Genomic DNA, 14152 nt, shown 5'->3' on the forward strand with positions numbered 1-14152 from the left:
CCGCGCACTGAGAAAATAAAATAAGGTTCTATAATGAAGAGAGCATATTATTCATATCAAATCAGGAAATAAATACCCATTTATAGACAAAAATGGACATCCTGTGGGGATAAAATCACTAAAACGCCTATCCGAAAAACCGCTAATTCATTGATGTTTCGTAAAAAACAAAAAAACCTTTGTCAGTTTCCCAACACCTCCAACCAGTACGTATAAAAAATCTTCTCAAGCACCATGAATGTCAACATTAATATCCTGAAAGGGGCATTCTGAAAATGTATTTTTATGTACACTTTTTCCTATTGACGAAAAGAGCAGCGTTATCTATATTCGCATACCGTTATTTTTGTCATTACTCGCCATGGTTCAATGTTAGTTATTTGTTACGTCATTACGTTTCACATCTTTCATCTACTTATTTGCAACAATAATATTCCATCAAGTAATAACAGAAATTAATTTTAGCACCGAATAATCTTTTCAGGAATTAACATAATCCGTGGCAAAGTCTCTGTTTTCCCTTAAAGCAATAAAAGGGTGGCAACATTCAATCACTGGCAAAATAACGCAATTCTTGCTGGCGGGTATCGTTATTGCGTTTAGTGCTGGCGCGTTTACCAACTGGAGCCTGATAGATAACTTTTCTTATCAGCAGTGGGTGCAACGGGCTGAGGCGAATACACAGATTATGACCTACATCATCCGCAACGTGTATACCACCGTTTCGGTCGAAACCAGCGATGCAGGGCAGATATCCCGCATTGTCTCCGACAGACAGATTGGTGACACCGACTCTATTATGCAAACCGGTTATAACCCGGTTGACGTTCTGGCACTGGCATCAGTACAGACCCATAGCCCCACCTGGTTGTTTCTGTATACGCCGGAGAAAGGGTTTGTTGGCATCAACAACAAGTCAGAAGAGGGTGATGGGATCATTTCTTTCCCCGGTCGTCTGCCGCGCGATGTGCTAGGTAACTACTATGTTGGCTTCGCCCAAATTAATGGCGAAGAGTGCTTTATCAGCGCCGTTCCTATTCTGACGCCTTCAGGTGAGATCCTCGGTAGCCTGATTAGCAGCATTGGAAAAAAAAGCGATCTCTACGCCACCTACGATGCGATGCTGAAAAAAAGCAGTATCATTTTTGTCCTGATTTTGCTGGTAACGCTGGCACTGGTCACGATGTTTATGCGCCGTTTATTCCGTCCGGTTCCGCTGCTGATTAACTCCCTTACCCGCATCGCCCATGAAGAGACGGACTGTATAACACCCTATCTTGATCAGGACGATGAGATTGGACATCTGGCCGGGGCGATTGAAAAATTGCGCGTCGCCATGAAAGAACGCGGCTATCTGCAACGAATGCATGAAATGTCGCAAAAGATGGAGCATATGGCCCATCATGATTCACTGACCGGATTGCCCAACCGCGTTTCGTTTGGCCAGGCGTTAGATAAACGCGTCAGTGAAATCCATCAGGACGAAAAACCATTTAACCTGCTGTTGATTGACCTCGACAACTTCAAACCAGTAAACGACACCTTTGGTCATAAAGCGGGCGATGAGCTGTTAATCAGCGTTGCCCAGCGCCTGCAGCTCTTGCTGGGACCTAACGATATCGCAGCGCGTCTGGGCGGTGATGAATTCGCCATTCTGCAACATGTCAGCGATAACGCCATCAAAGAAGCGAATCGGCTGGCGAAGCGAATTATTCGTGCGCTGAGCACCCCGTTTACCTGGAGCACGCATACTTTTTCCATCAGCTGCAGTATCGGTATCACCACCGCGCCGTATCAGGGCAATAATACCTCGACGTTGATGATCAATGCCGACCTTGCCATGTACGCCTCAAAACATCATGGCCGTGGTTGCTTCCATTTCTTCGAAGACGGCATGGTGATGAAGCATACCCACAGCCTATTTATTAATCAGGAAATCATCGATGGTATTGATAACAAGGAATTCGAGCTTCATTACCAGCCAATCATCAATCTGGAAGATGAAAGCGTGTATGGCTACGAATCGCTGATACGCTGGAATCATCCCACCAAGGGTCTGATTTACCCTGATTATTTTATCAACATCGCCGAGAACTCCGGTCTGATTGTCCGTTTGGGCGAATGGATTATTCGTCAGTCCTGTGAAGCCGCTGCCAAATGGCCGGAACGTATCAGGGTAGCCGTCAATATCTCGGCCTACCAGCTGCACAGTCCGGGGCTGGTTGACGTTATCAAAGATGCGTTACGCATCAGTCAACTTTCAGCCGAGCGCCTTGAAATAGAAATTACTGAATCCGAAAAGCTGGATAAGTCGATTGCCTTACCCGTGCTGCAAGAGATTCGCTCTCTGGGCATTGAAATCGCGATGGATGATTTAGGCACCGGCTACGCGGCACTGGATTATCTGCTGATCTATCCTTTCACTCGCATCAAGATTGCGCGCACGCTGGTCGACAAGCTTCAGCAAGATAATGCCAGTCAGTATTTGATTGTGATGCTGATTCAGTTTGCCCATAAGTACAATATGTCGGTCACCGCTGAAGGGGTAGAAACCGCGCAGCAGCGTGACATTCTGCGCGACATTGAGTGCCAGAATGTTCAGGGCTATTTCTTTAGCTATCCGCTGCGCGAGCGTGAAGTGCTTTCCGCATTTGCCAAAGAGGTCATTGAAGAAGGACTGTGCAATGTCTGACTTCTTTCACCCGGTAAAGCGCATGTTGACGGTTTTTGCCCTGTTAATAGCGTTAGCAACGCCATGCTTAGCAGGCTCTCCCCTGCCGATACACACGCTGGAGCAGATCGCCAGCAAGAAAAGCATTACCCTTGGTTATCAGGATGATGCGTTTCCTTTCTCCTGGCAGAATGGCAACGTACCTGCCGGCTATTCCATTGATATTTGCAACAGTATCGTCAGCGCGCTCAAGACAAAACTTCAGCTTAAAAAGCTGAAGGTCGAGTGGGTAAAAGCTAACTCGGCATCGCAGTTTGTCCTGATTAAAAATCACATGGCAGACATCATGTGTATCCCGGCCTTTTATTCAAAAAGTCGCCACAGCATTAGCGAGTTCTCGCTGCCGTTTTATTTTTCAAGCACCCGCTTCGTCATGCGTAAAAATGAAAGCAACGACAATCTGGCAGAGCTTTCCGGACATAGCGTACTGGTAAAAAGCGGCACGATTTACGTTGAGCAACTGCAAAAAGTGAATGCCGCCAATGACCTGGATATTAATATTCAACTCGATACCAACAACATTACCGCCTTCAATGAACTGAAGAATGGTGAGTATTCTGCACTGATCTCCAGTACGGTTTTACTCAAAGGGATGATCGCGCAAACGCCTAATCCTGATGACTATGAACTTTCCGATATTGCGCTCAGCACCCCGCTACCGGCGGGCTTGTTACTACCGTTACACGATAAAGAATTTAAAGAATTTGTTGATGACACGCTCTCTTCGCTGATGATCAGCAACGAATTTACTGCGCTGTACAAAAAATGGTTTCAGTCACCGATTCCGCCGAAAGCCATTAATTTAAACATTCCCATGTCAGATAACCTGAAAGCATTAACGTCTGCTAAAAAGAAGATCAGTTTTGATTATGAAAAATATAATTAATCGTGAGATGACAAGGGTGAAGCGTACGGCGCAATGGCTGTTTTTACTGGCAGGCCTCGTCATCTCCCCCGCACTGATGGCGCAACAGAACGCTGCGACGCTCGATCATATTCAGAGCAGCAGCGTGCTCAACGTGGGTTATCGCCAGCTGCCGCCATTTTCTTTTACTGACCACAATGGCAAAGTCACGGGTTATACCATCGCGGTATGCAACATGATTGCCGATAAGTTGCGCCAGTATCTGAAGCTCAACAATTTAACCATTCATTATATTCCCGTGAATTTTTCCGAACGTTTCTCCGCATTAAACTCGCGTAAAATAGATATGGACTGTGGCGTAAATACCAATGCGCCGGAGCGGACCTCCAGCGTGTCGTTTTCTGAAAACTATTACACCGCAAAGATGCGCATCATCTCTTTACGTAAAAATAATATACAGTCAATTGCCGATCTTAAAGGTCGCACGGTGAGTCTGACCGGAAGCTCAAAAGATTTGCTGGAATTTAATAAAGCAAACAGAGAGCAACACCTTAATATTTCAACGATTACCAGCACCACCATAAAGGGCGCATTTGAGAAGATGGCGCATAATGAATCTGCTGCTTTCTTTGTTGATGATATTCTGGCCTGGCCGCTAATTAATCATAGCGAGCAACCTGAACTGTTCAGCGTCTCTTCTGAGAGCATCGGCAATGATATGCACTATGCCATTATGATGAGGAAAAACGATCCGCAGTTTGTGACGTTTGTTAACAGTACGCTGAAAGATTTTTTTGCTTCGCCGGCCAACGTGCAATTACGTAAAAAGTGGTTGTCCCCCTGGTCCTGCGAAAAGCTGAAAAACCCGTCTCCGGGCAGTTGTCAGCATAGCCATTGAACATTATCCGCCGCTGCTTACGCCATCGCCTGCTGCGCCTGTGGAGAATCCCCGGGGCGCTGCTGCTATTGCTGTCAGTCCATTCGCTACGCGCGGCCTGGGATTTTGCCAATATTCAACAAAAGTCCGATGCGCTTTATGGCCCGGCTACACCAGAAGCGCAGCAACGAATCCGCGCCTGGCAACAGCTTCTGCTCCAGTTGCGTAATGCTGACGAGCAAACGCAATTACGCGCTGTAAATCAATTTTTTAATGAGAAGATCCGCTATACCGAAGACATTGATGTCTGGCATAACGTCGATTACTGGGCAACCCCTATCGAGTCGCTGCGCAAAGGTGAGGCAGATTGTGAAGACTACGCGATCGCCAAATATTTCACCCTCCGCCAGTTGGGCGTATCCGAAGACAAACTTCGCATCACCTATGTTAAAGCCCTGCGTTTAAACCGCGCGCACATGGTGCTGACCTGGTACGCCACCCCTGAGGCGATTCCTTTGGTTCTCGACAGTCTGACCAGCACTATTTCTCCTGCGACGCAGCGCATGGATTTATTACCTGTCTACTCCTTTAACAACACCGGCCTTTGGCTTCCCGGCAATCAAAACAATAAACGCGTTGGGGACAGCAAGAGGCTTTCTCGCTGGCAGCAAGTTTTCACAAAAATGCGGGAAGAAGGCTTCCCGATGGATAAATAGGAATCGCCCGTGTCTCTTTTTAAACAGTTACTTCTGGCAATCTCTCTCTTTATGATGGTTGTGTTCAGCGGCAATTTTATTGTGACGCTGGAGAGTTCTCGCAATCAGTCCAATAACCAGCTTCTTTCACATGCCCAGGATGCCGCAACGGCGCTAGGCGTTTCGCTAACGCCCAACGTCAACGACCCGGCAATGATCGAGCTGATGGTCAGCTCCATTTTCGATAGCGGTTACTACAAAAAAATCCGCATCGTCGATCTGGCAAACGGCAAAATAATGCTTGAGCGTAGCGCGGTAGCGACAATTCCCAACGTCCCCGCTTGGTTCATCGATCTGGTGGATGTCACCCCGCAAACTGGTGAAGCAACGATTATGCGCGGTTGGCAGCAGGCTGCTCGCGTGGAAGTGACCAGCGATCCTATCTTTGCTGTGCAGCGTCTGTGGGACAATACCTTAGGTAATCTGCTGTGGATGCTGTCCTGTAGCCTCGCCTGCTTAATCGCCGGCAGTTTGCTGCTACGCAAACTGCTGCGCCCGCTCAATTACATGGCAAAACAATCCGAAGCTATTACCCGTCGCGAGTTTCTGACACTCCACGAGTTACCCAAAACGCCGGAATTACGCCGCGTTGTAGGCGCCATGAATTTAATGGCAGCTAAGCTTAAATCGTTATTTGAAGAACAAGCTATCTACAGCGAACGATTGCACAATGAAGCTTATCTCGACAGCCAGACCGGGGTTGCCAACCGCCGGGCATTCGATATGCAGCTCCAGGCGCGACTGAGTGATACCGATACGGCACCAGGATATCTGATGCTGGTTCGCGTTCAGGATTTAGGTGGCCTGAATCAGCGCTTTGGCGGACCGCATACTGATAAGCTGTTGCTCAACATCGCCAACCTGCTGAACGCGCACAGAGAAAAGTATGCCCCTCTCGACAGCACGCTCGCCCGCATTCGTGGCGGTGAGTTCGCCCTACTCTGCCCTGGCGTCACACATGGTGAGATGTTGGATTTATGCAATTCGCTGTGCCAAAAACTCACGGCCTTTTACGCCACCGGAATGTCAGACCAACAGCCGGTTGCCTATACCAGCATGGTGCCATTCAGCGCCGGAGAAAATGCTCAGTCATTGCTGATCCAGGCCGATCGCCTGCTGGTTGAAGCGGAAACACACACCAACCATCAGGTCGTTCCCACCACTGAAATACCTGCGGCTACAGAAGATCAGCATTTGTGGTTTGTTCGTCTGGAGCATGCGCTGGCAAATCAACAGTTCCAGCTGGTTTATCAGCCGGTGGTCGATTGCCGCCAGCCGGATAAAATCCTGCATTACAAGGTGCTGTCGCGCATTATTGATGAGCAGGGTAACGCTATTACCGCGGGGCGGTTCTTGCCCTGGATCCACCGCTTTGGCTGGAGTCATCGACTCGATAAAGTCATGTTGAAGCTCACATTGAACCAGTTGAAAACCGCGCCTGGAAAACTAGCGTTGAGTATTTCTGGCAGTTCTGTCGCCAGCGCGACCGCCATTGCAGACCTGCTCAATCCGTTACGGTACTCACCGAAATTAGCCAGCAAGCTGATTCTGGAACTGGATGAAAATCAGTTACCAGGCCCCCATCAGATGGCGGCATTTGTTAAAGCCGTAGGTCAGCATCGCTGCGCGCTGGGACTGCAACACTTCGGTAGCCGTTTCGATATGATCGGTCATCTGTCGCAATGGGGTCTTGCCTATCTGAAAATCGATAGCAGCTATATCCGCAAAATTGATGAGGAAAATGATAAGCGTTTGTTTATTGAAGTATTGTGCAGTGCCACGCGCAGTATTGATTTGCCGCTCATTGCCGAACGTGTTGAAACGGAAGGTGAGCTTATGGTGCTGCAAGAATTAGGAATTGATGGAGCAATGGGGCAATTATTAGGTGAGCCCGCGCCATTGTGATAAAACTGGCGTCTTGATACGCCTTTGTATAGCCGGATAGCGCTGCGCTTATCCGGCCTACAAATTGCCTGCATCAGCTAAAATATACGATCATCGTTGCCAAGCAGTTGTTCTAACCCGCCAAGTTCCTGGCGCGCGTTCGCGCGATTCATTAATTTAACCTGCGCCATCGGCGGAAGATCGGTAATGGCAATCACGCCTTTACGGATCAACAGGTAAATCAAATCGTCGAGCACGCGAACCATCTCCAGGTCGCTTTTTTGCAGCATCGCTAAAGCCTGCTGGTTGTCATTTTCAGGACTTTTTGCCACGCCTTCTGCCTGCACGTTTGCAGCAGATGAATCAGAATTCATATCAGTGCCTTTTCATTTTGCATGATGCTGCTGCCCTGTTTACACAGGGCAGCAGGCAATCGTTAGTGAGTGTGGTTTTGATCGGGTTTAGCTATCAGGTGATCCAACGAGTAGGTCGGAGAATGCAGATCGCCGCTTGTCGGAGTCGACAGCGCGGTATCTATTCCATGCGCCACTTTTGCCGGACTGGCGATCAGGTGATGATCGCCGCCGCTTTGAATGTACTTCGCAATATCCACGCCTTCATGCAGTTCACGCGCCAGATCGCTGAGATCGACTTTTTCAAGCACGCCCTTCGCCTTATCGTCAGCGCTGAGAACCGCTGTCGCCTGACCGTGTCCGGTCGCTGCTGGTGCGTAAGACAGAGATAATGCGTTGTCATCGAACAGATTGTGCAGCGCATGTTGCATCGCAGCATGATTCCCTTTATCCACCGTATGCCCTTTCACTGGCGTGGGATCGTCCATCGTCACGTTCAACGTTTGGCTATAAGGCGTAATATTACCGTGGTTATCATGCGCCTCGACCAATACGTTCACGCGGTTATGGCCTGCCCGGAATACGGAGGTATCGGCCTCAATGTCATAGGTCAGCCCATTATTGCCCTGATGAAGAATGGCATCGTACTGATGACCATTTACCAGCGCTTTAATATGATCGCCATCATTCACATCACCGCTCACGCTGCCGGTAATATGCGTGAAGGTATCGTGTGATTCGGCACGCGAGATGTGGTTATCACCGGCGATCTTATCTACCACGATACTGGCGTCAGCGTGTGTATCAAGGACGATGGTTTTGTGATCGCTCACATCGATTGTATTACCCGCGTCGTCGTGTAACGTCGTTTTCACATCAATATCATTGATACCTTCCTTCAGATATGCGCTCTGGACAGCAACCTGATAAACCGTTGATGATCCAGGTGCCAGCGTAGCCTTCATAAGGTGACCGTTGATATTCACTTCAACAACATCGGTAGAATGGGTATCCCCAGAGACCGTAAAGCGAATCACTGTGTCTGACTGCGATTCTTTCAGGTTAACGACGTTATCTGCTGCGATGCCGTCATTGATAGTAATCGCACCATCGGCATGAGTATCCAGCACCACGTTTTTCTGATCGTGCACGTCTAACGTATTCCCTGCGTCATCGTGTAACGTCGTTTTCACCTCAATCTTATTATCGCCCTCATTCAGATACGTTCCCGGAACCGCAACCTGATAAACCGTCGAGGAGCCAGGTACCAACGAAGCCTTCATGTTGTTGCCATTGACGCTAACATCAACGACATCGGTCGGGTGAGTGTCGCCGGAAACCGTAAATTTAATCACCGTGTCTGACTTCGATTCATTCAGGTTAACGACGTTGTCGCCTGCGATGTGGTCATTAATGGTAATTGCACCGTTGGCCTGCTCATCAACGGAATAGATATGTGTCGATTTTGCGGTGAACGGGTTCCCCGGCGCGTCATGGCCGGTAAGCTCAACGTCAATAACTTTGTGCGCATCACTACGTAGAACCGCCGAATCCACGTCAATCTGATAGCCCAGACCGCCGCCGCTCAGGGTGATGACGCTCCCTTGATACTTATGCCCGCCGATGGTCAAGGTAACCGGATCATAAAGCTGCGCGTCACCGCCGACATGGCCGGTGATGGTCACCTTCTGCCCCGACAGCTCCTGGTGGTTGAGGACGTTATCCGCCGTGACGCTGTCAATGTCGACGGTACCTGAAGCCACGCGGTCGATGAGGATCGTCTTATCGGTATCAATCTGCTGGCGGTTACCGGCATCGTCATGGGCGACGACATGGGCAGTAATATGCTGGTCATGAACCAAATCAACCGTACTGACTTCAACGCGGAACACCTTCTTACCGCCGCTGTCGGAGACTATCGCCGGCAGATCTTTGCCATTGACGGTGACGGTAACCTGATCGCCGACCTCAACGTCGCCGGTCACAGAACCGGTGATGATGGTGGTCGGTTTCCCGGCTTCAACGTTATTCAGCACGTCATCATTGGACACTGGGTCCAGGACAATTGTCGCATCCACGCGCTCGTCAATTATCACGATTTTGTCATACGTCGCAGTCTGGATATTGCCTGCCGTATCATGACCCGTCACGCTGACATGAATAGTCGGATCGGCCTGAAGATCCGTGGTACTCACGAATGCTTTATACCCCAACTGCCCGTTCATATGCGGCAGCTCAATGACAGTGGCCTCAACCTGGTTGCCATTAACGGTGATATAGACCTTGTCGTTTTTGTGTACGTCACCATCCACGGTACCGCTGACTTCAACCTTGCCAGCCTGAATCTCAGCGGCATTGATAACGTCGTCACCGCCCACGGTATTAACCGTTACCGCTGCCGATGCCGTGGTATCGACAGAAAACGCTTTGATGATACTGGTGTCCTGAACGTTGCCAGCCTTGTCGTGGCCGGTCACTTTAGCGTCGATGGTATGGTCAGCTACCAGGTCTGACGTATTTACATCAACTGTGTAGTGATTACTTGCATTAATAACGGCATTGTAATCATGACCATTGACCGTCAAGGTCACGTTTTCACCGGGTTTAACATCGCCGGAAACGGAACCACTCACCGTGGTCTTTGCTTGTCCAACTTCTTGCGAGTTCAGTACGTTATCAGTTGTGATGTTATCAATCGTAACCCCCGCATCAGCGTTGAGATCGACCTCAACGTGCTTCGACGTCGAGTCAGTACCAGTGTTTCCGGCAGCATCGGTAGCGCTTACCGACGCGGTAATGTCCGGATTATTACGCAGATCGTTGATGCTGACATCCTGCGACCAGACCCATCCCGTGGTGCCTGCATGTACCACAGCGGTTAAAGTATTACCATTCACCTGCAGCGAGACTACGCTACCGTCATGGATGCCTTCGCCGCTGACCGTACCGCTGATCGTTGTTGTGCCGCTTTTCGCTTCCGAACCATTGATAACGTCATCACCGGCGACATTGTCCATGGTGATGTGGACTGGGTTATCGATATCGATCTGAATGGTTTTCAGCACGCTCGAGGTGTCGCTACCCGCAGCGTTATTGACGGTAATAGATACCTCAAATGTCGGGTGCGTCTTAAGCTCGGACGACGAAACATCCACCTGCCAGGCCAGTTCCCCCGGCAGACCCGGAATCTCAAACACTTTGCCAGTGTGAGACTGATGATTGATGATGACGGTCACGACATCGCCAACGTGGGCATCACCGATGACCAGGCCGCGAATCGGCGTGGTCGTTTTTTGCGCTTCAGCGCCGTTGAGAATGTCATCGCCCGTTACCGGATCGACCGTGAGATGGACATGCGGCTTCTGCGGCTGTGTGACGCCCGTCCCCGTTGTCGGCGGGGTGACCACTGGCGGCGTCGTGAACCCGTAAGGCGTATTGCCGATCACGGGTGTATAGTGCAACCACGGTAGATCGATAAATTTATGCTCTGTTGCTGTCGCCGTGTTGCCATGATTATCATGGGTGGTGATAGACACCAGAATATCGCCATTGTCTGCGAATTTATCGGAGCCAATATCCGCCTGATAGCCGAGTTGACCATCGGGAAGTGTAATGACTTGAGTGGTCAGGACAAATCCGTGTCCCACCGTTATGGTCACCGTATCACCTATAACCGCATCGGGAACGACATGTCCGGTTATGGCGATAAAGTCCGGCCTGCTGCCAGGAAGCAGGTTATTCGCAATAGGGTTACCTGGTGGTCGACCACTGGAGGCGGAATCAATAGTTATCCCGGCATCAGCAACGGTATCAATCTCCACCGGCCTATCATCATGCCCGTACGCAACGTTGCCAGCCGCATCCTTTGCCGTTACCTCGGCATGAATATTCGGGTCCATCAACAGATCGAGCGTTGAAACCTCGGTGCTAAATACATGCTTACCGTGGTCATCCTGCACCTGCGCATAGTAGTTCTGATGGTTGATGGTCAGTTCGACCAGATCGCCCACCTTCACATCGCCGCCCACGCTACCGGTCACGGTGGTCAGTGGGTTATGTGCCTCTTTGTAGTTGATAACCCCGTCATGATCATCCGTCACCAGCGGGTCGATATGGACGATAGCCTCGGCGTGATCGTCAATTATCACCGTGCTTGTCGCATTCGCCGTCGCGGTATTTCCTGCGGCATCATGGGTGGTAATCGTCGCCGTGATCTGCGGGTCGTTTTGCAGCCACTGGGTATTAACCTCAACGCTATAGCCCAGCGTCCCCAGCTTCGGCAGTTCAACCACCGTCACATCGACAGGATGGCCATCAATCACCAGGTGAACGATATCCCCCTTGTGCGCATCGCCGCCCACCGTACCGCTGATGGTCGTTTTAGGCGCCTGCAGCTCAGTGCCATTCAGCGTGTCATCACCCGTCACGCGATCGATGGTGATCGCGGCAAAGGCCTGGTCATCCAGGTTAACGTCATGATGCGCCACGACATGCGCATGGTTCTGCGCCGCATCGGTAACGTCCATGGAGACTTCGATATGCGGCTTGGCAACCAGATCGGCCGTCTTGACGGTAATACTGTAACCCAGCTTGCTGTCAACAACGCCATGATAGGAATGGCCGTTGATCGTCATCAGCAACGGATCGCCCGGTTTAACCTCACCAGTCACGGTGCCGGTCACGACGGTGGTGGTCTCATGCTGCTCGACATAATTCAGCGTGTTGTCTGGCGTAACAGAGTCGATCGTAATCGTCGCATCCACACGGGTATCGATCACCACTGTGGTCTGCGCATTGGCCGTTGCCGGGTTACCCGCAACATCGGTGGTGCTAACAGTTGCCGTTAAATGCGGGTCGGACAGCAGATCGGCAGTACTGACTTTGATGCTATACCCGAGATGCCCACCCTGATCGATGACTTTCCCGGTCAGAGTGTGACCATTGACGGTCAGATACACGATGTCGTTCACATGCACATCACCGCCGACTTTGCCGGTGACCATCGTAAACTGATCATGCGACTCCGCACCGTTAATCATATTGTCGCCAGTAATCGGATCGATAGTCAGCAGCGCTTTCGCGTGCAAATCCACCGACAAATCATGCGTGGTTTCAGCTCTCTGCTGGTTGCCAGCACGGTCTACTCCAACTACCTGCGCAAAAATATGCGGATCTTTCACCAGATCGCCCGTCAGCACATCCAGCTTATAGCCCAGCGCATTATTGTGCTCCGGGAGTTTCTGGACAGTTGTGTCGTAGTGGTGACCATTGATGGTAACGATCACTTTATCGCCCACGTGCACATCGCCAGAAACGGTACCCATTACCTCAGTGGTGTGTTTTGTGGACTCGGTGCCGTTAATCATATTGTCGCCCGCCACGGTATCAATGGTTATCCCAGCCCGAGCGTGGTTATCAATATGTACTTGCTGCGTCGTGGACTCGACAACTTCGTTCCCCACCGCATCGTGTGACGTTACGGTAGCGTTGAAGGTGACATCTTTGTCCTGGTTGCCCTGGTTGTTGCTAAATTCAGAGGAAGGGACCGGGATTTGATACCCCAACTGGCCGTTGCCCAGAACGAGAACCTTGCCGGTATACGTGTGACCGTTAATCTCAACGCGCACATCATCATTAATTTGTGCATCTTTACCCACAACGCCGCTAACCAACTGCCAGCTCTTGTCTAACTCGAAATGGTTGATTACGTTGTCATCAGTCACCGGATCAATCGTAATCGTCGCTTCCGCGTGCAGATCGATATGCACCATATGGTCGTGCGTTACCGTTGACGGGTTACCGTGTTCGTCGACGGTTGAAATAGAGACATGGACCTTCTGGTCACTGCCATCTTTCAGGTTATCGGTGCTGACTTCAATACTGTAGCCCAGCGAGTGGTCAGGCAGTTCAAAGACCTTGCCCGTATAGGTTTTACCGTTGAAGGTTAAAGTGACGATATCATCTTTCTGCGCATCGCCGCCGACTGCCCCTGTAATCGTCGTCTTGTGCAACTGAGACTCAGCTTTGCTGATAATGTCATCACTTGCGACGGTATCGATGCCGATAGAGGCGCTGGCGTTCAGATCCAGCCCCACGGTACGCTCCGCAGTTGCCGTGGTTTCGTTATCATGATCGTCCGTGGTATGAATGCTGGCATGAATCACCGGGTCGTTGACCAGGTTCTGGGTATCCACCGGGATATGGTAGCCGAGGCCACCGTTTGCCAGCTTCTCCACTTCCCCCGAATAGTGTTGACCATTAATCACCAGCTCAACGATATCGTGCTCTTTTGCATCGCCGCTCACCGAGCCGCTGATGGTGGTCTTGCCGTGATTGTTCGTCGATTCCTTGATGTTGATGAAGTTATCATCCGTCACACCATCAATGGTGATATGCGATTGCGTGTACATATCGCTACTGATGGTTTTCGTCACAGAATGCGTGACGCAGTTCCCCGCCGCATCGCTGGAGGTGACCGAAATGGCAATTTCCGGATGACTCATCAGCATATGGGTTTTCATCGGGAAGCTATAGCCCAGCTTGCCGCCTGCCAGCGTGATAACAACGCCTTCCATCACCGGGACGCCATCCAGCTGCAACGTCACCACATCCCCCACCTTCGCATCCACGCCGGTTACGGTACCGGCGATCTGCGTAAAGCCGCCGTTCGCGGAAAACTCCTTAATA

Annotated in this window: 7 protein-coding genes; 5 read left to right on the forward strand and 2 right to left on the reverse strand. The window is 50.4% G+C overall.

All coding sequences use genetic code 11. The annotated features are described in order from the left end of the window. Positions 1-499 precede the first annotated feature (499 nt). The 5 genes from OGX89_RS00920 to lapD are packed head-to-tail and all read left to right on the forward strand — an operon-like array spanning position 500 to position 7133. On the forward strand, positions 500-2692 hold the full coding sequence (locus OGX89_RS00920) for a putative bifunctional diguanylate cyclase/phosphodiesterase (RefSeq protein WP_279892558.1): 2193 nt from the start codon (positions 500-502) through the stop codon (positions 2690-2692). Next, positions 2685-3617 carry a transporter substrate-binding domain-containing protein gene (locus tag OGX89_RS00925; protein ID WP_003825841.1) on the forward strand — a complete coding sequence of 311 codons (933 nt, stop codon included), beginning with the start codon at positions 2685-2687 and terminating at the stop codon, positions 3615-3617. Before OGX89_RS00920 ends, OGX89_RS00925 begins: the two co-directional genes overlap by 8 nt. Beyond that, entirely contained in the window at positions 3601-4494 is an 894-nt protein-coding gene (locus OGX89_RS00930) for a transporter substrate-binding domain-containing protein (protein WP_003825839.1), read from the forward strand. Before OGX89_RS00925 ends, OGX89_RS00930 begins: the two co-directional genes overlap by 17 nt. A 2-nt stretch (positions 4495-4496) precedes the next feature. Then, positions 4497-5189, forward strand: coding sequence for a cysteine protease LapG (lapG, locus tag OGX89_RS00935; RefSeq protein WP_370613131.1), 693 nt, complete (start codon positions 4497-4499; stop codon positions 5187-5189). Positions 5190-5198: 9 nt separating this feature from the next. Continuing rightward, on the forward strand, positions 5199-7133 hold the full coding sequence (lapD, locus tag OGX89_RS00940; protein WP_125112833.1) for a cyclic di-GMP receptor LapD: 1935 nt from the start codon (positions 5199-5201) through the stop codon (positions 7131-7133). A 77-nt stretch (positions 7134-7210) separates the two neighbouring features. Here lapD and OGX89_RS00945 read toward each other — a convergent pair whose 3' ends face one another. Together OGX89_RS00945 and OGX89_RS00950 are read right to left on the reverse strand one after the other, a co-directional pair. Further along, positions 7211-7486: a hypothetical protein gene (locus OGX89_RS00945; protein WP_003825832.1), complete on the reverse strand. Its 276-nt coding sequence runs from the start codon at positions 7484-7486 to the stop codon at positions 7211-7213. A 62-nt stretch (positions 7487-7548) separates the two neighbouring features. Continuing rightward, positions 7549-14152: Ig-like domain-containing protein (locus OGX89_RS00950; RefSeq protein WP_286559762.1), on the reverse strand; the 6604-nt coding region annotated here is incomplete at its 5' end.

It is taken from the genome of Citrobacter sp. Cpo103 (assembly GCF_030332605.1).
Lineage (GTDB): Bacteria > Pseudomonadota > Gammaproteobacteria > Enterobacterales > Enterobacteriaceae > Citrobacter > Citrobacter portucalensis.

Bases quoted from the DNA above. Each gene is read 5' to 3' on its own strand.
- OGX89_RS00945 (WP_003825832.1), bottom strand. From the start codon at position 7,486: ATGAATTCTGATTCATCTGCTGCAAACGTGCAGGCAGAAGGCGTGGCA.
- OGX89_RS00930 (WP_003825839.1), top strand. From the start codon at position 3,601: ATGAAAAATATAATTAATCGTGAGATGACAAGGGTGAAGCGTACGGCG.
- OGX89_RS00925 (WP_003825841.1), top strand. From the start codon at position 2,685: ATGTCTGACTTCTTTCACCCGGTAAAGCGCATGTTGACGGTTTTTGCC.